Origin of the sequence: Pseudomonas sp. B7, from assembly GCF_016735645.1 — a bacterium.
In the GTDB taxonomy this organism is placed as follows: Bacteria; Pseudomonadota; Gammaproteobacteria; order Pseudomonadales; family Pseudomonadaceae; genus Aquipseudomonas; species Aquipseudomonas glycinae.
In genome coordinates this window covers 283,406-304,653 of the sequence record NZ_JAERRE010000010.1, presented here as the reverse complement: position 1 = coordinate 304,653, position 21,248 = coordinate 283,406, and the positions used below count along the sequence as shown (strand labels likewise).

At 60.3% G+C, this 21,248-nt stretch carries 22 protein-coding genes and 1 tRNA gene; 15 read left to right on the top strand and 8 right to left on the bottom strand.

What is annotated here, in order from left to right; genetic code table 11:
* The first annotated feature begins 175 nt into the window (after positions 1 to 175).
* The gene (locus JKA62_RS22865; protein ID WP_007957980.1) at positions 176 to 847 is read left to right on the top strand and encodes a response regulator; all 672 of its coding nucleotides are present in this window, start codon (positions 176 to 178) and stop codon (positions 845 to 847) included.
* Positions 840 to 2,225 carry a sensor histidine kinase gene (locus JKA62_RS22860; RefSeq protein WP_011332897.1) on the top strand — a complete coding sequence of 462 codons (1,386 nt, stop codon included), beginning with the start codon at positions 840 to 842 and terminating at the stop codon, positions 2,223 to 2,225. Before JKA62_RS22865 ends, JKA62_RS22860 begins: the two co-directional genes overlap by 8 nt.
* Here the strand turns inward: JKA62_RS22860 and JKA62_RS22855 are convergent, their stop codons facing one another.
* Together JKA62_RS22855 and ygfZ are read right to left on the bottom strand one after the other, a co-directional pair.
* Positions 2,226 to 3,047, bottom strand: coding sequence for an HDOD domain-containing protein (locus tag JKA62_RS22855; RefSeq protein ID WP_011332898.1), 822 nt, complete (start codon positions 3,045 to 3,047; stop codon positions 2,226 to 2,228).
* A 35-nt stretch (positions 3,048 to 3,082) separates the two neighbouring features.
* The gene (gene ygfZ / locus JKA62_RS22850) at positions 3,083 to 4,024 is read right to left on the bottom strand and encodes a CAF17-like 4Fe-4S cluster assembly/insertion protein YgfZ (protein ID WP_011332899.1); all 942 of its coding nucleotides are present in this window, start codon (positions 4,022 to 4,024) and stop codon (positions 3,083 to 3,085) included.
* A 149-nt stretch (positions 4,025 to 4,173) separates the two neighbouring features.
* Between ygfZ and JKA62_RS22845 the strand changes: the two genes are divergently transcribed.
* Together JKA62_RS22845 and JKA62_RS22840 are read left to right on the top strand one after the other, a co-directional pair.
* Positions 4,174 to 4,428 carry an FAD assembly factor SdhE gene (locus JKA62_RS22845; RefSeq protein ID WP_007957989.1) on the top strand — a complete coding sequence of 85 codons (255 nt, stop codon included), beginning with the start codon at positions 4,174 to 4,176 and terminating at the stop codon, positions 4,426 to 4,428.
* Complete coding sequence (locus tag JKA62_RS22840) at positions 4,412 to 4,864, top strand: protein YgfX (RefSeq protein ID WP_011332900.1); 453 nt, start codon at positions 4,412 to 4,414, stop codon at positions 4,862 to 4,864. The genes JKA62_RS22845 and JKA62_RS22840 overlap by 17 nt, the downstream gene beginning before the upstream one ends.
* Here JKA62_RS22840 and nadB read toward each other — a convergent pair.
* Positions 4,833 to 6,449, bottom strand: coding sequence for an L-aspartate oxidase (nadB, locus tag JKA62_RS22835; protein WP_011332901.1), 1,617 nt, complete (start codon positions 6,447 to 6,449; stop codon positions 4,833 to 4,835). The genes JKA62_RS22840 and nadB overlap by 32 nt on opposite strands.
* 559 nt (positions 6,450 to 7,008) lie before the next feature.
* On the opposite strand from nadB, the gene rpoE reads away from it, so the two are divergent.
* The 4 genes from rpoE to JKA62_RS22815 all read left to right on the top strand — a co-directional run bounded on the left by rpoE (position 7,009) and on the right by JKA62_RS22815 (position 10,835).
* A complete protein-coding gene (rpoE, locus tag JKA62_RS22830; protein ID WP_003172477.1) occupies positions 7,009 to 7,590 on the top strand; it encodes an RNA polymerase sigma factor RpoE in 582 nt (193 codons plus the stop codon).
* Between the two features lie 31 nt (positions 7,591 to 7,621).
* Positions 7,622 to 8,209, top strand: a complete 588-nt coding sequence (locus JKA62_RS22825) for a sigma-E factor negative regulatory protein (RefSeq protein ID WP_011332903.1) — start codon at positions 7,622 to 7,624, stop codon at positions 8,207 to 8,209.
* An 8-nt stretch (positions 8,210 to 8,217) separates the two neighbouring features.
* Entirely contained in the window at positions 8,218 to 9,180 is a 963-nt protein-coding gene (locus JKA62_RS22820; protein WP_011332904.1) for a MucB/RseB C-terminal domain-containing protein, read from the top strand.
* 206 nt (positions 9,181 to 9,386) lie between these two features.
* On the top strand, positions 9,387 to 10,835 hold the full coding sequence (locus JKA62_RS22815; protein WP_011332905.1) for a DegQ family serine endoprotease: 1,449 nt from the start codon (positions 9,387 to 9,389) through the stop codon (positions 10,833 to 10,835).
* A gap of 78 nt (positions 10,836 to 10,913) precedes the next feature.
* Here the strand turns inward: JKA62_RS22815 and JKA62_RS22810 are convergent, their stop codons facing one another.
* Positions 10,914 to 12,347 carry a M48 family metalloprotease gene (locus tag JKA62_RS22810; protein ID WP_011332906.1) on the bottom strand — a complete coding sequence of 478 codons (1,434 nt, stop codon included), beginning with the start codon at positions 12,345 to 12,347 and terminating at the stop codon, positions 10,914 to 10,916.
* Positions 12,348 to 12,444: 97 nt separating this feature from the next.
* Here JKA62_RS22810 and JKA62_RS22805 point away from each other — a divergent pair, with 97 nt between their 5' ends.
* Both JKA62_RS22805 and JKA62_RS22800 read left to right on the top strand, forming a co-directional pair.
* Positions 12,445 to 12,684: a sulfurtransferase TusA family protein gene (locus JKA62_RS22805; protein ID WP_011332907.1), complete on the top strand. Its 240-nt coding sequence runs from the start codon at positions 12,445 to 12,447 to the stop codon at positions 12,682 to 12,684.
* Between the two features lie 32 nt (positions 12,685 to 12,716).
* Positions 12,717 to 13,787: an AI-2E family transporter gene (locus tag JKA62_RS22800; protein WP_011332908.1), complete on the top strand. Its 1,071-nt coding sequence runs from the start codon at positions 12,717 to 12,719 to the stop codon at positions 13,785 to 13,787.
* 34 nt (positions 13,788 to 13,821) lie between these two features.
* Here JKA62_RS22800 and JKA62_RS22795 read toward each other — a convergent pair whose 3' ends face one another.
* The gene (locus JKA62_RS22795; RefSeq protein ID WP_201819583.1) at positions 13,822 to 14,295 is read right to left on the bottom strand and encodes a peroxiredoxin; all 474 of its coding nucleotides are present in this window, start codon (positions 14,293 to 14,295) and stop codon (positions 13,822 to 13,824) included.
* An 11-nt stretch (positions 14,296 to 14,306) separates the two neighbouring features.
* Positions 14,307 to 14,867, bottom strand: a complete 561-nt coding sequence (locus tag JKA62_RS22790) for a glycine cleavage system protein R (protein ID WP_007958014.1) — start codon at positions 14,865 to 14,867, stop codon at positions 14,307 to 14,309.
* A 313-nt stretch (positions 14,868 to 15,180) separates the two neighbouring features.
* Between JKA62_RS22790 and dapA the strand changes: the two genes are divergently transcribed.
* The 5 genes from dapA to JKA62_RS22765 all read left to right on the top strand — a co-directional run bounded on the left by dapA (position 15,181) and on the right by JKA62_RS22765 (position 18,874).
* On the top strand, positions 15,181 to 16,059 hold the full coding sequence (gene dapA, locus JKA62_RS22785; RefSeq protein WP_007958015.1) for a 4-hydroxy-tetrahydrodipicolinate synthase: 879 nt from the start codon (positions 15,181 to 15,183) through the stop codon (positions 16,057 to 16,059).
* Between the two features lie 17 nt (positions 16,060 to 16,076).
* The gene (gene bamC, locus JKA62_RS22780; RefSeq protein ID WP_011332910.1) at positions 16,077 to 17,192 is read left to right on the top strand and encodes an outer membrane protein assembly factor BamC; all 1,116 of its coding nucleotides are present in this window, start codon (positions 16,077 to 16,079) and stop codon (positions 17,190 to 17,192) included.
* A gap of 4 nt (positions 17,193 to 17,196) precedes the next feature.
* Positions 17,197 to 17,958 (top strand): MBL fold metallo-hydrolase, encoded by a 762-nt coding sequence (locus tag JKA62_RS22775; RefSeq protein WP_011332911.1) that lies wholly within the window; start codon positions 17,197 to 17,199, stop codon positions 17,956 to 17,958.
* A gap of 28 nt (positions 17,959 to 17,986) precedes the next feature.
* On the top strand, positions 17,987 to 18,700 hold the full coding sequence (gene purC / locus JKA62_RS22770) for a phosphoribosylaminoimidazolesuccinocarboxamide synthase (protein WP_007958019.1): 714 nt from the start codon (positions 17,987 to 17,989) through the stop codon (positions 18,698 to 18,700).
* 84 nt (positions 18,701 to 18,784) lie between these two features.
* Positions 18,785 to 18,874: transfer RNA gene (locus JKA62_RS22765), tRNA-Ser, on the top strand.
* 75 nt (positions 18,875 to 18,949) lie between these two features.
* Here the strand turns inward: JKA62_RS22765 and JKA62_RS22760 are convergent.
* A complete protein-coding gene (locus JKA62_RS22760) occupies positions 18,950 to 19,846 on the bottom strand; it encodes a DUF2950 domain-containing protein (RefSeq protein WP_011332912.1) in 897 nt (298 codons plus the stop codon).
* The gene (locus tag JKA62_RS22755) at positions 19,843 to 21,243 is read right to left on the bottom strand and encodes a DUF3300 domain-containing protein (RefSeq protein WP_201819580.1); all 1,401 of its coding nucleotides are present in this window, start codon (positions 21,241 to 21,243) and stop codon (positions 19,843 to 19,845) included. Before JKA62_RS22755 ends, JKA62_RS22760 begins: the two co-directional genes overlap by 4 nt.
* Positions 21,244 to 21,248 lie beyond the last annotated feature (5 nt).

Here is a 21,248-nt window from a genome sequence, read left to right as displayed (position 1 = left end):
GGCAAAACGGCGAAGGTCGGCAGTCGGGACCTTCGGTGAAACGACTCTAACGGCCCAACCTTTCGCTAACCTTTCAGTATTCTTTCGCATGTTTTCGGGCTTCACAGTGGCGGTTGCGGCTGTAAACTCCGCCGCAAAGAATGGCGTCGGCCATCCCTGAATGAGGTAGAGATCCATGCGTGTCCTGCTCGTCGAAGACCATTTGCCGCTGGCCGAAAGCGTTGCCCAGGCGCTCAAGAGCACCGGTCTGACCGTGGACGTCTTGCACGATGGCGTGGCTGCCGACCTGGCTCTGGGCAGCGAGGAATACGCGGTGGCGATCCTTGATGTCGGCCTGCCACGCATGGACGGTTTTGAAGTGCTGGCGCGCCTGCGGGCTCGGGGCAAGAATCTGCCGGTGCTGATGCTGACCGCTCGTAGCGACGTCAAGGATCGGGTCCACGGGCTCAATCTCGGCGCCGACGATTACCTCGCCAAACCGTTCGAACTCACCGAACTCGAGGCGCGGGTCAAGGCCCTGTTGCGCCGCAGCGTGCTCGGCGGCGAACGCCAGCAGCGTTGCGGTGTGCTGGCCTATGACCTCGACACCCGGCGCTTCACCCTCGGCGATGAATTGTTGACGCTGACTTCTCGCGAACAGGCGGTGCTCGAAGCGCTGATTGCCCGTCCCGGTCGGGTGATGAGCAAAGAACAGCTGGCTGCGCAGGTGTTCGGTCTCGACGAAGAGGCCAGCCCCGACGCCATCGAAATCTACGTGCATCGCCTGCGCAAAAAGCTCGACGGCCATTCGGTGGCTATCGTGACCTTCCGCGGTCTGGGCTATCTGCTGGAAAGCCGCGATGCATAAGCCCAGCAGCTTGCGCTGGCGGTTGCTGTGGAACCTCGCGTTGCTGCTGGTGGTGTTGATGCTCGCCAGCGGATTGAGCGCCTACTGGAACGGTCGCGAGGCCGCCGACACCGCCTATGACCGCACGCTGCTGGCCTCGGCGCGGACCATCGCCGCCGGTCTGTCGCAGCGCGATGGCAGTCTCAGTGCCGACGTGCCGTATGTGGCGCTCGATACGTTTGCTTACGACAGCGCGGGTCGTATCTATTACCAGGTCAACGACATCAACCAGAAGTTGATTTCCGGCTATGAAAATCTGCCGGGCCCGCCGCCAGGCACGCCGAGAACCGACAGCTATCCCGCCCTCGCGCGCTTTTACGACGCGAAATATCAGGGGCAGAACGTGCGTGTGGTGAGTCTGCTCAAGGCGGTCAGCGAGCCGAACATGAACGGCATGGCGGAAATCCGCGTCGCCGAAACCGACGAGGCGCGTGTCAGCATGGCTCGGAGTCTGGCCGCCGACACCTTGCTGCGATTGGGCATGCTCGCGATTGGCGCGTTGTTGCTGGTGTGGTTTGCGGTGAGTGCGGCGCTGCGGCCGATCGAACGTTTGCGCACGGCAGTGGAAGAGCGCCAGCCCGATGACCTGCGGCCGTTGCCGTTGGTCGAGGTGCAACACGAGTTGTGGCCGCTGGTGCGGGCGCTCAATCACTTTACCGAACGCCTGCGCGGGCAATTCGAGCGACAGGCGCAATTCATCGCCGATGCGGCCCATGAACTGCGCACCCCACTGGCAGCGCTCAAGGCTCGTCTTGAACTGGGCTTGCGCTCGAACGAGCCGCAGACCTGGCGCGACACACTGGAATCCTCGGCGCAAAGCACGGATCGCCTGACCCATCTGGCCAACCAGTTGTTGTCGCTGGCGCGGGTGGAAAACGGCGCCCGGGCGATCGCCGAGGGCGGGGCGCAGTTGCTCGATCTGAGTCAGCTGGCGCGGGAACTGGGCATGGCCATGGCGCCGCTGGCCCATGCTCGCGGCGTTGCCTTGGCGCTGGAAGCGGACGAGCCGGTGTGGCTGCGCGGCGAGCCGACATTGCTCAACGAGTTGCTGAGCAATCTGGTGGACAACGCACTGGCGCACACGCCGCCGGGCGGCAACGTGATTCTGCGGGTCACTGCGCCCGCGGTGCTGGAGGTTGAAGACGATGGGCCGGGCATTCCGCTGGAAGAGCGGGATCGGGTGTTCGAACGTTTTTACCGGCGCAACCAGCAGGTCGCTGGTTCCGGGCTGGGGCTGGCGATTGTCGGGGAGATCTGCCGCGCGCATCTGGCGCAGATCAGTCTGCACGATGGTGAACAGGCGGGTTTGAAGGTACGGGTGAGTTTTGTCGCCGGTTGATCAGTAGAACATCGACCGCGATTCTTCCAGATCGGTGCACAGCGCCTTGTTCTCCGGGTCGATGCCGAGCTTGCGGAATGCCGGCACGCTGAACGGATCGATGCGGGCCAGCGGGTGATCGGTGTCCTTGTGGCAATACAGGCTGGCCACTTGCACGATGTCGACGTAATCGATCTGCTGCGATTCGCGCTTGAGGTCCTGATACAGCCCCGGCAATTCCACCAGACGCTCCGGAAACTCCCAGACCCGCAGTAATTTGTCGCCGAGCAACGGGTGAATGTGATCGATCACATGGTTGAGGCTTACCGGATCGGACAGCAGTTCGTAGTGATCTTCGGCATAGGTCAGGATCGGCAGCACGCCGATCTGATGAACCAGTCCGCCGAGCGCGGCCTGATCGGGCTTGAGCTGGGTATACCGACGGCACAGGGCGTAGCTGACGCCGGCGATTTCCAGGCTTTTGCGCCAGACTTCGCGCATCTTCTGTTCGACCACGTCGGAACGGGCGTGAAAGATCTGCTCCATCACCAGACCGATCGCCAGGTTGCTGCTGTAATTGACGCCGAGCCGGGTAATGGCGGTGTGCAGGTCGGTGACTTCCTGGGTGGCGCGCAGCAGCGGGCTGTTCACCACTTTGATCAGGCGCGCCGACAGCGCCGTGTCGCGGCCGATCACTTTGCTCAGGTCGCTGACGCTGATATCCGGATCTTCAGCGGCCTTGCGAATCTGCAGGGCCACTTCCGGTAACGTTGGCAGAACCAGGTCATCGTTATCGATGGCCTCAACCAAATCCTGTTGGACCTTATCCGCCAGCTCACTCATGTCGTTTCTCTAGGGTGTTGCAACAAATGCTGCGATCAACGCTGGATTTCGCGGTCGCGATCCAGTTCGTATGGCAGGTCGAGCAAGTGCAGCGCCGGACCTTCGGCCGAGCCCAGATGCAAGTCGCCCGCTTCGGCAGCTTCGGCCTGCAACACCGCCAGCAGTTCAATATTCTTTTCGGTACGGGCGGCCAGCACCACTTCGCCGATCGAACTGCCGTGGCTCGGGGCGAACAGCGCGGTGCCGGGCTCCGGCAACTCAGCGGCATCCAGTTTCACGCGATACAGGCGACGTTTGAGTTTGCCCAGGTACTGCATGCGCGCGACGATTTCCTGGCCGGTGTAGCAGCCTTTCTTGAAGCTCACACCGCCGACGGCCTGCAGATTGAGCATCTGCGGGATGAACAGCTCACGGGTGCTCGGCATGACCTGGCCGATACCGGCGCGGATCTGGCCCAGCAGCCATTGATTGAGTTCGGCTTCGGTCAATTGCGCGCACAGCTTGCCTTTGACGGTGTCGGCCTGATCGGCAGGCACCCAGAGTTCGGCACGATTAGGGGAGACGCGAATCGCGATCAGCCCTTCGTGGCGGGCCACGCTGTCTGTTTCTGCCGGCAGTTCCAGACCCAGGCTGCTCAGGGCCGCATCGCCATGATCCAGACCGAAGCGCACCCAGGAGGCGCTTTCGTCGGTCAGTTTCGATTTGGAGAACACCGCGTACTTCTTCAGATCCGCCAGTTGCGGTTCCAGCAGCGCGCCGGCCATCGCCAGCAGCACGCCGTCGCCTTCAAGCACGATGCGGAAACTCGACTGCATCCGGCCTTTCTGTGTGCAACGGGCACCAAGGCTGGCCTGGGTTTCACTCAGGTAATTGATGTTGCAGGTCAGCTGGCCTTGCAGGAATTTGCCGGCATCCGCGCCGCGAACCGCGAGAACGCCTTCATGAGACAGGGTGCAGAAAAAAGCAGAATCGGCCATGGGTCATCGCAGGGTAAATAGACTGGGGCACATCATAAGGGGGTGGTGTTGAAATGGGTAGTTGATAAAGGATCGATGGCGCCCGACCAAAGCCGACTGTTCGGCCCGCTTCGGGCCTGTATACTTGCGGCCTATTTCAGGAGGGCTCCATGGTCGAACAAGTTGAACTGAATCGCCTCTTTTGGCACAGCCGTCGCGGCATGCTGGAACTCGACGTGTTGCTGGTGCCGTTCGTGAAAGAGGTCTACGCCAATCTGAACGAGGTGGATCGTGCGCTGTATGTCCGCCTGCTCGAGTGCGAGGATCAGGACATGTTCGGCTGGTTCATGGAGCGCAGCGAATCGGAAGATCCCGAGCTGCAACGCATGGTTCGCATGATTCTGGATCGTGTCCAGCCCAAGTAACACGTTCGAATGCCGCTGGCATGCCTCACGGCAGTTGCTGGCGGCGTATCTTCTGGCCCAGGCATTCGCGCTGGGTTCCCTGTTTCTATTGTCGATTTCTTTCTGGGCCGGTTTGCTCGGGGCTTTCGCGTGTCTCGGCCATGCTGCCTGGGTGTTGCCGCGGCAGATACTGCTGAGTCATCCCAAGGCATTTTGCGGATTGCGTCGGGACGCGGATGGCTGGCAGCTGTGGAACAAGGCCGATGGCTGGCAAGCGGTGCAGTTGCGCCCGGACAGCCTGGCGCTGCCACTGATCGTGGTGCTGCGCTTTAGATTGCGTGGTGAACGGCGGGTCAGGTCGATCTGTGTAACGCGGGACTCGCAGGCGGCGGATCTGCACCGACGCCTGCGGGTACGCCTCAAGTTCAGCCGACGTAGGTGGGCGGCACCAGAATAGTGTCGAGTGCTTCGGGCAGCAGGTCTGGGTAGTCGAGTGTGTAATGCAGGCCTCGGCTTTCCTTGCGCTCCATGGCCGAGCGGATCATCAGTTCCGCTACTTGCGCCAGGTTGCGCAACTCGATCAGGTCGCGACTGACTTTATAGTTGCTGTAGAACTCGTCGATTTCATCCAGCAGCAGACGCACGCGGTGTTGTGCCCTTTGCAGGCGCTTGTTGGTGCGCACGATGCCCACGTAGTCCCACATGAAGCGCCGCAATTCGTCCCAGTTGTGGGCGATGATCACGTCTTCATCGGAGTCGGTCACCTGGCTGGCGTCCCAGGCGGGCAGGGCGCGCGGGATCAAGACGTCGGGCAGTTGCTCGAGAATGTCCGCCGCTGCCGATCGGGCGTAAACGAAGCATTCCAGCAGCGAGTTGCTGGCCATGCGGTTGGCGCCATGCAGGCCGGTGAAGCTGGTTTCGCCAATGGCGTACAGGCCGGGCACATCGGTGCGGCCCTGTTGATCGACCATCACTCCGCCGCAGGTGTAATGCGCAGCCGGTACGACCGGGATCGGTTGCTTGGTGATGTCGATGCCGAATCCGAGGCAGCGTTCGTAGACGGTCGGGAAGTGCGATTTGATGAAGGCTTCGGGTTTGTGGCTGATGTCGAGGTAGACGCAATCGACACCCAGGCGCTTCATTTCGTGGTCGATGGCGCGGGCGACGATGTCTCGAGGCGCCAGTTCTGCACGTGAGTCGAAGCGTTGCATGAAGCGTTCGCCGTTCGGCAGCTTCAAATGGGCACCTTCACCGCGCAGGGCTTCGGTTACCAGAAAACTCTTGGCTTGCGGGTGGTAGAGGCAGGTGGGGTGGAACTGGTTGAACTCCAGGTTCGCCACTCGGCAGCCCGAACGCCAGGCCATGGCGATGCCATCACCGCAGGCGCCGTCGGGGTTGCTTGTATATAGATAGACTTTCGCGGCGCCGCCGGACGCCAGAATCACGAAGCGTGCACCGAAGGTATCGACTTCCCCGGTTTTGCGGTTGAGTACGTAGGCGCCGAGGCAGCGTTCGCCTTCCAGCCCCAGCCGACGCTCGGTGATCAGATCGACCGCTACCCGCTGTTCGAGCAGTTCGATGTTCGGGCGTTCTTTGGCCTGGGCCAGCAGGGTCGTGAAGATCGCAGCGCCAGTGGCATCGGCGGCGTGGATGATCCGTCGATGGCTGTGACCGCCTTCGCGGGTGAGGTGAAATTCGAAGCCGCCGTCTTCGGTGCCGGACTGTTCGTCGCGAGTGAACGGCACGCCCTGGTCGATCAGCCATTGGATCGCTTCCTTGCTGTGCTCGACGGTGAAACGCACCGCGTCTTCATGGCACAAACCGCCGCCAGCATTGAGGGTGTCATCGACATGGGATTCGACAGTGTCGGTGTCGTCCAGCACGGCTGCGACGCCACCCTGTGCCCAATAGGTCGAGCCGTTGGCAAGATCGCCTTTGCTCAGTACGGCGATGCGCAAGTGACCGGGCAGGGTCAGCGCGAGACTCAAACCGGCAGCGCCGCTGCCAATCACCAGAACATCGTGTTGAAACTGTTGGCTCATTTCAGGATTCCGCTCAAAGCGACCCGGGTCGGGGTTGGCGCAGGACAGGCGGATGGGCGAGTCGAGACAGCCACACAGCCCACTAGTATATAGAGGGGTTGGGCGGCACAATAGTCGGGCCGATATGGCATTGTGAAACTACCGTGACGAAAAAATACGGACGCTTTGTCGGGAAGTTTTTTTCATCGGTTTTAGGAAAAAGCGACTGTATCGCAGATGAAACACGCTTTTTCAGCTCACGGTTGCACAATGTCGGCGCGGCACGTCTATAAATATTTGGAACTTTTGCCAAAGGCCCAAGATCAATAGACAGTTGCCCGAAACAAGGGACAGTGTCGGCTTCAATGCGGAACCTGCGGTTGGGTTCTTGCCGGCGAGCCGATGACAAGATTATTCGCGCAGCCGGTTCATCCCGCGCTGCGTTTTTCGTGCGTGCCAAATCAGAGCCCGCAGGAAACTTGCTTGGAGGGGGAGAACTTTTGCGAAAAGCCCGAGTCTATGTTTGCAAGTCCGGTCGTTTGGTCATGCAAACCTCCTCCGAGTTTATCGAGGAGTGTTCATGCTAACCCAGGAAGAGGATCAGCAGCTGGTCGAACGCGTTCAGCGTGGCGACAAGCGAGCTTTCGATCTGCTGGTGCTGAAGTATCAGCACAAAATTCTCGGGTTGATCGTGCGTTTTGTGCACGACACCCATGAAGCCCAGGACGTCGCACAAGAAGCCTTTATCAAGGCGTATCGAGCGCTTGGAAATTTCCGTGGCGACAGTGCGTTTTATACGTGGCTGTACCGCATCGCCATCAACACGGCGAAGAACTATCTGGTTTCACGCGGCCGTCGGCCGCCGGATAGCGATGTAAGTTCCGAGGATGCAGAGTTCTATGACGGCGATCACGGCCTGAAAGATCTCGAGTCACCTGAACGTGCATTGCTGCGGGATGAGATCGAAGGCACCGTCCATCGAACCATTCAGCAACTGCCAGAGGATTTGCGCACAGCGTTAACTTTGCGCGAATTCGATGGTCTGAGTTACGAGGACATCGCGAGCGTCATGCAATGTCCGGTTGGTACCGTGCGCTCCCGGATTTTCCGCGCCCGGGAGGCCATCGATAAAGCCCTGCAGCCGTTGTTGCAGGAAAACTAAAGACAGCGGCGACAGCCAAGAGAGGAACGCCATGAGTCGTGAAGCCCTGCAGGAATCGCTGTCCGCAGTGATGGATAACGAAGCGGACGAACTGGAATTGCGTCGAGTGCTCAATGCACTGGACGATGTTGAAACCCGTGAAACCTGGGCTCGTTATCAGATCGCTCGGGCAGCCATGCACAAGGATCTGTTGCTCCCACGTCTGGATCTTGCTGCGGCCGTTTCTGCTGCGCTGGAAGACGAAGCAACTCCTGCCAAAGTGTCCCGCGGCCCATGGCGCAGCCTTGGTCGTCTGGCCGTAGCTGCCTCGGTGACCGTTGCCGTACTGGCGGGTGTTCGTCTGTACAATCAGGACGAAATCGCTGGCGTCGAACTCGCTCAGCAATCCAATCAGCCAGTGCTGGCTACCCCTCAGGTAAAAGGCCCGGCGGTATTGGCAGGCTATAATGAGAGTTCTGAAGCTACTGGCCCAATGGCCAATGGTGTACTGCAAGGTCAGCCAGGCTGGCACGATCAGCGTCTGCCAGGTTACCTGCGTCAACACGCTCAACAGGCTGCCTTGAAAGGCACCGAGAGCGCGCTGCCATATGCACGTGCAGCAAGCCTGGAAAACCGTTAAGGGGGATCATGCGCGCCATACCTCTACTTTCGCTTCTGCTCAGCGGCTGGTTCATTGTTCCAGCCCACGCCGACGAGGCTCAGGACTGGTTGACCCGCCTGGGCCAGGCCGAGCAGCAGCAAAGCTTTCACGGCACATTCGTTTACGAGCGTAACGGTAGCTTTTCTACCCACAACATCTGGCATCGCGTACAGAATGGCCAGGTCCGCGAGCGTTTGCTTCAGCTCGACGGTTCGGCTCAGGAAGTCGTGCGCATTGATGGACATACTCAATGCGTCAGCGGCACTCTGATTGCGGGGCTTGGGGATTCTCCCAATTCCGCCGCTCGCCCTCTCGATCCCCAAAAGCTGAAGAACTGGTATGAGCTTGCCGTCATTGGCAAGTCACGTGTGGCAGGACGCGAAGCGGTGATCGTATCGCTGACGCCCCGTGATCAGCACCGCTACGGCTTCGAACTGCATCTGGACAAGGAAACGGGTCTGCCGCTCAAGTCGCTGCTGTTGAACGACAAGGGGCAGTTGCTTGAGAGGTTCCAGTTCACGCGGCTGGATACTTCTGAAATTCCGTCCGATAAAGACCTGCAAGCCAACTCCGATTGCAAGACAGTCACTCTCGACAGCGACAAGGCTTCTGCGGTCAAGACCGCACAGGTCTGGCGTTCTGACTGGCTGCCTCCTGGCTTCGAACTCACCAGTAGTTCCTCGCACAAGGATCCGGAAACCAAGACCCAGGTCAACAGCCTGATGTATGACGATGGTCTTGCCCGCTTCTCTGTTTTCCTGGAGCCGCTGAATGGCGCAACCGTCACCGATACCCGAACTCAACTGGGCCCGACCGTTGCCGTATCCCGTCGTTTGACTACGCCTCAAGGCGAAATGATGGTGACGGTCGTCGGCGAGATTCCAATCGGGACCGCCGAACGGATTGCCCTGTCGATGCGCAATGATGGCGCTGCAACCAGCAAGCAGTGAGCTGATTCCAGCTATCTCCACTTCGTCGTCGAGACGTGAAATGTTTGCTGAGCATTTTCATTTGCAAAACACCCGAAAATTTTTTATAGGTCAGAGCCTCTCGGCTCTGGCCTTGTTTGTTGTTCCCGGAACAAAAATGCCGGCCTGTGGTTTCCGGTGTTCCTTGCTCCATATCGCTTAACCCTGCTCGTCGTAACGGGAGCTGTATGTCGATACCAAGCTTGAAGTCTTATCTCTCCATTTTCGCCACGGTGCTGGTGCTCGGTCAGGCTGTTCCTGCAGTCCATGCGGCTGAGGCGGCCAGCCCGGCCAACCTGCCGGATTTCACCCAGCTGGTCGAACAGGCCTCGCCTGCGGTGGTGAACATCAGTACCACGCAAAAGCTGCCGGATCGCAAAGTGAACCAGCAAATGCCCGACCTGGAAGGCTTGCCGCCGATGCTGCGCGAGTTCTTCGAGCGCGGCATGCCGCCGCAACAGCGTTCTCCGCGTGGTGATCGCCAGCGTGAAGCGCAGTCGCTGGGGTCGGGCTTTATCATTTCGCCGGATGGCTACATCCTGACCAATAACCATGTGATCGCCGATGCCGACGAAATCCTCGTCCGTCTGGCTGATCGCAGTGAAATGAAAGCCAAGCTGATCGGCACCGACCCACGCTCCGACGTGGCGCTGCTGAAAATCGAAGGCAAGGATCTGCCAGTGCTGAAACTCGGCAAATCCCAGGACCTGAAAGCCGGTCAATGGGTGGTGGCAATCGGTTCGCCATTCGGCTTTGATCACACCGTGACTCAAGGCATCGTCAGTGCCGTCGGTCGCAGCCTGCCGAATGAAAACTACGTGCCGTTCATCCAGACCGACGTACCGATCAACCCGGGTAACTCCGGTGGCCCGCTGTTCAATCTGAACGGTGAAGTGGTCGGGATCAACTCGCAGATCTACACCCGTTCCGGTGGCTTCATGGGCGTGTCGTTCGCCATTCCGATCGACGTGGCAATGGACGTTTCCAATCAGCTGAAAAGCGGCGGCAAAGTCAGCCGTGGCTGGTTGGGCGTTGTCATCCAGGAAGTGAACAAGGATCTGGCCGAGTCGTTCGGTCTGGATAAACCGGCCGGTGCACTGGTCGCACAGATTCAGGATGACGGCCCGGCTGCAAAGGGCGGCCTGCAAGTGGGTGACGTGATCCTGAGCATGAACGGTCAACCGATCGTCATGTCTGCTGACCTGCCACATCTGGTGGGTGCGTTGAAGGCTGGCGCCAAGGCCAACCTCGAAGTGATTCGTGACGGCAAGCGCAAGAATGTCGAGCTGACTGTCGGCGCCATTCCAGATGAAGACAAGGAACTGGATGCTCTGCCGAAATCTGGTGCTGAAACCAACAGCAATCGTCTGGGGGTATCGGTTGCCGAGCTGAGCGCCGAGCAGAAGAAAACCTACGACCTCAAAGGTGGTGTGGTGATCAAGGAAGTGCAGGACGGTCCTGCAGCCCTGATCGGTCTGCAACCGGGCGACATCATCACCCACCTGAACAATCAGGCCATCGGTTCTTCCAAGGAGTTCGCCGAGATCGCCAAGGCGCTGCCGAAGAACCGTTCGGTGTCGATGCGCGTTCTGCGTCAGGGGCGTGCCAGCTTCATCACGTTCAAACTGGCTGAATGATCCAGTTGTCTAAGAAGTGAAAAGAAACCGCCTCGAAAGAGGCGGTTTTTTTGTGTCCGGAATTTGCCTCGGCGCGGGTTAACCCATCATGTCCTTGACCATACGCTCTTGCTCCATCAGCTCGCGCTGACGGGCATCGATACGCGACGACAGCGGGAAGTTGCTGCCCGCCTTGCGCTTGGCGAAGTCCAGTTGCTGGATCGCCTGGCGATAATCGCCGACCAGCGCGAAATATTCGGCACGGGCCTGATGCAGGCCGATGATATTGCCGGACAGCCCGCGAGTTTCTGCGACCTGATACCAGACGTCCGGATCGTCGGGACGCGATTTCAACAAGCCCTCGAGTGCCTTCTCCGCATCGGCGGTTCGGTTCTGTTTCAGCAGCAGATCGACACGCACCTGATTCAGCGGATAGTTGCCAGGATACTGGCTGAGCATCCGGTCAACCCGTGACTGGGCATCGGCCAACTTATTGTTGGTGATGTCCAGATCGACCTGCGCCAGGTTGTAGATGATCTCGTTCGGCGATTTCTCCAGCAGTTGCTTGAGATTCTCCCGTGCTTCGTTCAACTGACCGCCCTTGATCTGGGCGATCGCCAGACCATAGCGAGCCACGTCGTTTTTAGGGTTCTCATCCAGTTGCGCGCGGAAGCGCTTGGCACCAAGGCCCGGCGTTTCTTCATAGGTCAACTGCACCCGCGCCCGGATCAGTTGGTAGCGCTTGCTGTCTTCGATACCGCCGGGTTTAGCCTGTTCGGCGCGGTTGCGGGTGTCGGCGATCCGTGATTCGGTGACCGGGTGGGTCAGCAGGAATTCCGGCGGTTTGGCATCGAAGCGGTACTGGCGCATCAAACGCTCGAACATGGTCGGCATCGAGCGCGGATCGTAGCCGGCCTTTTCCAGGTTGAGGATGCCGATGCGGTCGGCCTCCTGCTCGTTCTGGCGCGAGAAACGTCGTTGTTCCTGAATTGCTGCCGCCTGGGTACCGGCAATCGCAGCAATCCCGGCATCGCCTGCGCCTGCCGCGGCGATCACGATGCCGGCCAGCAGCGCCGCCATCATCGGCACCTGCATCCGCTGCGAAGCCTCGACGCCACGGGCGAAGTGGCGTTGGGACAAGTGCGCCAGCTCGTGAGCCAGTACCGAAGCATATTCGCCCTCGGTCTGGGCATTGAGGAACAGGCCGCCATTGACCCCGACAATCCCGCCCGGTGCCGCGAATGCGTTCAGCTGCGGGCTGTTGATCAGGATGAATTCCAGGCGTCGGTCATTGACCTGGCTGGTTTCCACCAGCTTATAGACGCTGGATTCGACGTAGTCTTTGAGCTGTGGATCGTTGAGCTGCGAAACCTGGCTGCGCAGCAACGCCAGCCAGGCGCGACCCAATTGATATTCCTGTTGTGGCGAGACGATGGCAGAACTGGCGTCACCGAGTGACGGCAGGTCGTCGGCGAAGCCCGGTGAGGCGAGCAGGCAAGCGAGCGTCAGCAGGGTAGGGCGCAGAAATGTCATGCACAAAGCCTTAGTCGACAAAGACCTTACTGTAGCCGGACACCGGGCCTGCGACCAGATATTCTAGGCAGCCTGACCACCTGATCCGGAGTGACGCATGACCGACGCTGTAGCCCATGACTGTGAACTGGACGCCAGTGGCCTGAATTGTCCGTTGCCGTTGCTCAAGGCCAAGATGGAGCTGAACAAGCTGCCTAGCGGCGCGATACTCAAGGTAATTGCCACGGACGCAGGCTCGCAACGCGACTTTCGCACCTTTGCCAAGTTGGCCGGTCATACGCTGCTGCGTGAAGAAGACGAGGCGGGTGTCTACCGTTACTGGCTGAAAAAAGCCTGAAACCGACCGCGTAAATGACCTAAGGAAAATTGATGTTCAAAGTGTTGCGCGACTGGATTCAGCGCTACTTCTCCGATGAGGAAGCAGTGGTGCTGGCGGTTTTGCTGTTTCTCGCCTTCACCGCGGTGCTGACACTGGGCGGAATGCTTGCGCCGGTGCTGGCCGGGATGGTGCTGGCGTATCTGATGCAGGGGCTGGTGGTCACGCTCGAACGTCTGCGCGTGCCCGGAGGGGCGGCGGTCGGTCTGGTGTTTGCGCTGTTCATGGGCGTGCTGATGGTGTTCATCGTCGTGGTGCTGCCGCTGCTCTGGCACCAGTTGATCACCCTGTTCAACGAGTTGCCGGGCATGCTCGCCAAGTGGCAATCGCTGCTGTTGCTGCTGCCCGAGCGCTACCCGCATCTGGTTTCCGACGAGCAGGTGCTGCAAGCGATCGAAGCGGCGCGGGGCGAGATCGGCAAGTTCGGCCAGTGGGCGCTGACGTTCTCGTTGTCGAGCTTGCCGCTGCTGGTGAACATCATGATCTATCTGGTGCTGGTGCCGATCCTGGTGTTCTTCTTCCTCAAGGACCGGGCAATGATCGGCGAGTGGGTGCGCGGCTATTTGCCGCGCGAACGGGCGCTGATCACCCGGGTTGCCGAGGAAATGAACCGGCAGATCGCCAACTACATTCGCGGCAAGGTCATCGAGATCGTGATTTGTGGTGGCGTGACCTACATCGCGTTCGTTGCGCTGGGGCTCAACTATTCGGCGCTGCTGGCCCTGTTGGTTGGCGTGTCGGTGGTGGTGCCGTATGTCGGGGCGGTGGTGGTGACCGTGCCAGTGCTGCTGATTGCGCTGTTCCAGTGGGGCTGGAGCGATCAGTTCATCTATCTGATGGCGGTCTACGGGATCATTCAGACCCTGGACGGCAACGTGCTGGTGCCGTTGCTGTTTTCCGAAGCGGTCAATCTGCACCCGGTGGCGATCATCTGCGCGGTGCTGTTGTTCGGCGGGCTATGGGGATTCTGGGGCGTGTTCTTCGCGATTCCGCTGGCGACCCTGTTCAAGGCAGTGCTGGATGCGTGGCCGCGCAAGGAGCCGGCGGTAGCGCCGCTGCTTTGAAAATGAAACGGCGCCCGCAAGGGCGCCGACAGCATCAGGCCTTGTTCAGCGCCTGAGCAGCAGCCAGCACTGCATCGACATGTCCTGGCACCTTAACGCCGCGCCATTCCTGACGCAGTACGCCGTTCTTGTCGATCAGGAACGTGCTGCGATCAACGCCCAGGTATTCCTTGCCGTAAAGTTTCTTCAGCTTGATCACGTCGAACAGCTGGCAGATGGCTTCGTCCTTGTCGCTGATCAACTCGAACGGAAACTCCTGCTTGCACTTGAAGTTCTCGTGGGACTTCAGACTATCGCGAGAGATGCCGAAGATTTCCGTGTTGGCAGCCTTGAACGCTGTGTATTGATCGCGAAAGCCTTGGCCTTCGGTGGTGCAGCCCGGGGTGCTGTCCTTCGGATAGAAGTAGATCACCACTTGCTTGCCCTTGAGGGCCGACAGGCTGACAGTCTGCCCGCTGGTGGCAGGTGCTTCGAAATCCGTAACCGGTTGGTCGATGACAACGGCCATGTAAAGCTTCCTTACATTGGGTTCTGTGGGCGCCAAGGTTCGATCAGTGCATCCAGGTTCATGGCGTCGGCGAAATCCAGGAACTGGTCACGCAGCCAGCTGATCTGGGTGCCGGCGGGCAGGGTCACGGTGAACGTGGCGTTGAGCATGGTGCCGCCGGTCTGCGGTGCCTGATAGGTATCGCACGTCAGGTTTTCCAGCTCGACGTTGTGATCCATGAAGAACTGGCACAGCTCGTTGATGATGTCCGGACGGTACGCCGAAGACACGTAAGCCACGTACGGCAGGGCTTGCGGACGGTTTTCCAGGGCGGCGCTGCGCACCACATTGACGGTGAACGCATGACGCTTGGCCAGCACGGGCAGGCTGCCTTCAAGGCGAGCCAGGGCGTCCCAGCTGCCGGAGACTTCGAGCACCAGCGCGCTGCACTCGCCGTGGCGGGTCAGGCGCGAGGTGACCACCGCGCAGCGGTTTTCATGGCTGGCGCGGCACAGGACGTTGGTCAGCTCCATGGGATTGGCGCCGAGGGCACTGATGACAAGGAATTGTTCGCGAACTGTGGGGGTGGACATGCAGCATTCCTAAAGCGATGAGCGGTCGGTAGGGAGAGGGCGTTGATTGCCGGGGCAATGCCTGTCCGGAAGACCCGATTCGTGTGGCGCTACGGCTCCATGAACAAGCAAGCGTACGGCAACGACACTGGAACGGGGCCCGGGAGGCCGAAACGGGAGACTGGAACCCGGCGTACAAGCTGATCAGTACCGATCAAAGTCTGAAGGGTAGCGAAAAGCGGCGCCAAGGGGAATGGCGGCACAGTACTTCGCTTGTGCAAGCATCTTGGCGCCAGTACCATTACCGCTCTCTTTTTCCGGCAGGAGCGGTTTCATGATTGCGGGCAGTATGGTGGCACTGGTCACACCCATGGATGCACAAGGGCGTCTTGACTGGGACAGCCTCAGCAAACTCGTGGACTTCCATCTCAAGAACGGCACCCATGCCATTGTCGCGGTCGGCACCACCGGCGAGTCGGCAACCCTTGATGTAGAAGAACACATCGCCGTCATCAAAGCCGTGGTCAAACAGGTTGCCGGTCGTATTCCGGTGATCGCCGGTACCGGCGCCAACTCGACCCGCGAAGCTGTCGAGCTGACCCGCAATGCCAAGGAAGCCGGCGCCGATGCCTGCCTGCTGGTAGTCCCGTACTACAACAAGCCGACCCAGGAAGGCCTGTACCAGCACTTCAAGCACATCGCCGAAGCGGTCGACATCCCACAGATTCTCTATAACGTTCCCGGCCGCACCTCCTGCGACATGCAGGCCGAGACCGTGATCCGCCTGTCCACCGTGCCGAACATCATCGGCATCAAGGAAGCGACCGGCGACCTGAAACGTGCCAAGGCGATCATCGACGGCGTGAGCAAGGACTTCATCGTGCTGTCCGGCGATGATCCGACCGCCGTCGAGCTGATCTTGTTGGGCGGCAAGGGCAACATCTCCGTCACCGCCAACGTCGCGCCACGCGAAATGGCCGACCTGTGCGAGGCCGCGCTCAAGGGCGACGCCGAGACCGCACGGGCCATCAACGAAAAACTGATGCCGCTGCACAAGGACCTGTTCATCGAAGCCAACCCGATTCCGGTGAAGTGGGCTTTGGTCGAAATGGGCCTGATGCACCAAGGCATCCGCCTGCCGCTGACCTGGCTGAGCGCTCCTTGTCATGAAACGCTGCGCTCGGCCCTGCGCCAGTGCAACGTCCTGGTTTAATTGAGGAAGTACAACGCATGAAGCGAATGGCCGGACTTTCCGCACTTGCCTTGATTATCTCCAGCACCAGTGGCTGCGGATGGATCTGGGGCCCGGAAGGTTATTTCCGTGACCGTGGTAGCGATTACCTGGAAGCGCAACAGACTGCACCGATGCAACTGCCACCGGACGTCAGCACCTCCAAGCGCCTGGATCCGCTGCTGCCGATCCCGCGCAACGTGGCCGACGACACCGCCAAGGGTGAATACATCGTTCCGCGCCCTCAACCGCTGTCGACCGTTGCCGATGCCAGCGACTACTCGCTGCAGAAGAGCGGTGATTCGCGTTGGGTCATGGCCCAGCATCCACCGGCCGAAGTCTGGCCAGTGGCGGTGCAATACTTCCAGGACAACGGTTTCCGTCTGGATGAACAGCGTCCGCAAACCGGCGAATTCACCACCACCTGGCAGCATTCCGACGAACTGTCCGCCGCCATGGCCAAGCGTCTGAGCGCCGCCGGCGTCAGCACCGACAGCGAAACCCGCGTGCGGGTACGTATCGAGCCAGGCGTGCAGCGCAACACCAGTGAAGTCTATGTGGTCAGCGCCGAGCGTCCTGCCGGCAGCACTGCCAATGTCGATTTCACCAACCGTTCGGTCAACACCGGTCTCGACGCCGCGCTGGTCGACGACATGCTCGCGAGCATGAGCCGTACCTCCGAGAAGGGTGGTTCGGTATCGATGCTGGCTTCGCGTGATTTCGACACCCCGAGCCGTGTCAGCCTGAGCGAAGACGGCAGCGGCAACCCGGTACTGAACGTCGGTACGGACCTGGATCGTGCCTGGTCGAGCGTCGGTCGTGCGCTGGAACAGGGCGAATGGCGCGTTGAAGACATCAACCGCAGCCTGGGTCTCTACTACATCAACTTGTCCGAAAAGGCCGAGAAGAAAGACGAGAAACCTGGTTTCTTCAGCAGCCTGTTCGGCAGCGCGCCGACCAAGGAAGAAGTTGAAGCTCGCGCCGAGCGTTATCAGGTTCGCCTGAGCAAGGTCGGCGAGAACGTTCAGGTCACCGTCGAGAAAAACATCAACACCGTTGCGCCGGCCGATGTGGCCCGCAAAGTGTTGAGCGTGATTCAGGACAACCTGGGCTGATCCAATGCGTTTTGCCGTTCTCGGCAGCGGTAGCCAAGGGAACGGCACGCTGATCGCCAGTGCTGATACGTATGTGCTGGTGGATTGTGGTTTTTCCCTGCGGGAAACCGAAAAACGCCTGTTGCGCCTGGGTGTGAACCCGGCGCAACTGAGCGCGATACTTGTAACCCACGAACATGCCGACCACGTGCATGGCGTGGGTTTGCTGTCTCGGCGCTACAATCTGCCTGTCTACCTCAGTCGCGGCACACTGCGCGGGATGCGCAAACCGATTGAACCTGCCGGTTTCGTGACCGGTGGCGAGCAGTTGCAGATCGGTGCTCTGAACATCGGGGTCATTGCCGTGGCCCATGATGCACAGGAACCGACCCAGTACGTATTCAGCGATCAAGAGCAGCGGCGCTTCGGCCTGCTGACCGACCTGGGTTCATACTGCGAGCGGGTGCTGGACGGCTATCGGGACCTCGATGCGTTGATGATCGAGTCCAATCATTGTCGCGACATGCTGGCCCGTGGTCATTACCCGTACTTTCTCAAGCAGCGGGTGGGCGGCGAGCTGGGACATTTGAACAACCATCAGGCGGCATTCCTGGTGGCCGAGTTGGGCTGGCAAGGCCTGCAACACCTGGTCCTGGCCCATCTGAGCAGCAAGAACAACCTGCCGCAGCTGGCCCGGCAATGTTTTGTCGACACCCTCGGGTGCGACCCGGACTGGCTGCAACTGGCCGATCAAGATTCAGGGCTCGACTGGCGCCACATCGCCTAGCCCATCTACTTAGCAAGCGGAGCCCATCATGGAAAAACGTGAAGAACTCTACCGCGGCAAAGCCAAATCGGTTTACAAGACCGACGACGCTGACCGCTTGATCCTGCTGTTTCGCAACGACACTTCGGCGTTCGACGGCAAGCGCATCGAGCAGCTCGACCGCAAAGGCATGGTGAACAACAAGTTCAACGCCTTCATCATGCAGAAACTCGAAGCGGCCGGCATTCCGACCCAATTCGACAAACTGCTGGCCGACAACGAAGTGCTGGTGAAAAAACTCGACATGATCCCGGTCGAGTGCGTCGTGCGTAACTACGCCGCCGGCAGCCTGGTCAAGCGTCTGGGCGTCGAGGAGGGCATGAAGCTCAACCCGTACACCTTCGAACTGTTCCTGAAGGACGACGCCAAGGGCGATCCGTTCATCAACGAATCCCACGTCGTGGCCTTCGGCTGGGGTACTGCCGAGCAACTGGCGCGCATGAAAGAACTGTCGCTCAAGGTCAACGAAGTCCTGAGCAAACTGTTCGACGACGCCGGCCTGTTGCTGGTGGACTTCAAGCTTGAATTCGGCGTGTTCAGCGACGGCTCCATCGTCCTGGGCGACGAGTTCAGCCCGGACGGCTGCCGTCTGTGGGACAAGGACACCAAGAAGAAGATGGACAAGGACCGCTTCCGCCAGGGCCTCGGTGACGTCATCGAAGCCTACGAAGAAGTCGCCAACCGTCTGGGCGTACCGCTTTAATCGACGCAAGCATCTGATAGCACGGAAAAAATTTCGTCTGGGGGTTTCCCATTCAGCGAAAGTGTTGTTATGATGCGCGCCGTTGGAGAGATGCCAGAGTGGCCGAATGGGACGGATTCGAAATCCGTTGTACCTTCACCGGTACCTAGGGTTCGAATCCCTATCTCTCCGCCATACATAGAAAAAGCCCCGTAGCTGAGAAGCTACGGGGCTTTTTCGTTTCCGATCCCGCCTAATTCGATACCCCAACTACTTCTGCCCCAAATCCACCACCTCCCAACTATCATCCGGATCAAACCGCTTCATCGCCTTCGCCACTTTCTCCCCATCCGGCCCGAGGTCCTTCTGAAACACCTGGCCTTCATGGCTGATCATGAAGCTCATCACCCCGGTGTCGGCATACTTCGCTGGCCAGGCGATCAAGGCGAACCCGCGGCTCATCTTGTCTCCAATCAGATAGCTGTAAGCGCCGCCCGGGGCTGACGGGCCTTGGGCGTCGAGGATGCGGAAGTGGTAGCCGTGCCAGTCTTCGTCGTTGATGGCCTGGCCGAAGGCGGGGCCGAGGGGGCTGATCTGGCCGCTGTCGTCTTCTGGCCAATAGAGGCCGTCGTGTTTGCCGGGGGAGCTGAAGATTTTCTGTGCGTATTCGAGGGCGCCGTCGCCGTCGCGGTCTTCCGAGGCGTAGTCCATTTGCGCGTCGTGATAGGCCAGCGCCGATTGCACTGCCGCCAGTTCGTTACGGCCGATGCGGCGGGCGCGGATTTCGACCTGGGCGGCGTTCATGTCGAAGCGCCAGCCGGTTTTGTCTTTGATGAGCGGGATGGGCAGCGTCCAGTGATCGGGCCCGACGGAGAGTACGGCCTTGCTGTCGCCGGTCTTTTCCAGGGTGTGCTGTTCGCGGTATTGCTGCAGGAAGGCATCGACATCGCTGCGCTGCACGCCTTCACGGGGAATGAAGCTGTGCCATTCCTCGCCCAGCAATTCCGTCAGGCGTTTTTGGTCGGCGTGTTGCGTGCCGAGGGCTTCGACGAAAGCTTCAGCAGCTTTTTCCGGGGTTGGAAATACCTGCTGGGCCAAGGTGAGGCTCGAAAATGCGAGGCCGGCCGCGAGGGTCAGGCAGCTCCTGAGCAGAGAATGAATGTTCATCGACGGCCACCTCCTCTCTGACGCATGCCCGCGCCGGATGGCCGGCTGATCTGATGTCCGGCGGCACGTGAGGGGTTGGGACGTTGCGCAGAAATCTGGCTGGCCCGGCCGCGATCAGCCTGGACTCGGGTCTGTGACGGGGAGCGCGCGCCGGCGAAGGCGTTGTTCCGTGCGCTGCCTGCTGCGGGTCGGGCTTGAGATGCACGGGTATCACGTTGATTCGCGCCCGGTTGCCGCGCTTCCCGCGTGTTGCCTTGAGCGCGGTCGGCGGCTCTGGGCCGGTCTGCACCACCTTGCATGCGGTTGCCGACATTGGCGGATTGCGCTTCGCGGACTTGATTGCGGGCTTCCCGATTGCTGGTGGCGGGGCGTTCGAAACCGGCCCTGTCCATCGAACTGCGCGCCCGTTCCCGAGCCTGCGCCCGCTGCGCGTTGTCGCCGCGATAGGCGTCACGCTGAGCCGCACCGTCCAGCTGCCGGCCATACTGGGCGCGGCTGCGGTTGTCACGATAGGGCACGCCATCGCGATGCACGGTGTTGTGCTGCCACTTGTTCTGGTTGTTGGTGATGCGGTTATTGCCGTTGATATTGTTGTAACGGTTCACATCGATGTCGATATCGTTGTTGCCCCAATCACAGTCGCCCCACAACGATGCGACGACTGCCACGCCCGTACCGAAGGCCAGCCCGGCTACCAGTGCCTGACCCGGGTAGTAAGCGGGTGGCGGCGGGTAATACACCGGCGGCGAGGCGGGATAAGGCCAGGTGCCATAAGTGGTGGTCGGGTTATAGGTCGGGACGTAGACCACCTGCGGATCGGCGGGCTGAATGATGATGGTCGTGTTGTCGGCCGGCTTGGTTGTCCCGGCAGAGATGGGCGGCGTTACGTTCTGCACTGTCACATTCTGATATTGATTGCTCTGCAGATTGCCCGCCGCCTGGGCCTGACGCCGCAAGCGCTGAACGCCGGCCATGAGTTCGTCAGACTGGGCCAGAAAGGCATCCCCCAGACGCTGTACCCAGACCGGATCCTGACCCAGTGTCGCCAAGACCTGCGGGAACGCCACCAAGGCCTGCACGCTCGGATCCCACGTCTGGCTGGCCACTTGCTTGACCGCATTATCGCCCTTGGCGTCCGGATGCGCCTTGGACCAGGCTGCGGCTTCGGCGACTTCTCCCGGATAGGTGGCGGCCATCAGCACTTGAGCGAGCAGTGGATCGGGATACAGGGCAATCGACGCGAGCATTTGGTCGAGCTGCTCCGTGGTAAACACGGCATCTTTGGCCGGAGCGGTGGTCGCCGCCTGGGCCGCAGGCGCATCGGCGGCCTGCAACAAGAGCGGTGCAGCGCTCAAGGCGAGCAGGAGCGACGCGGCACGCAAGAGCGAACTGTGCATGACCT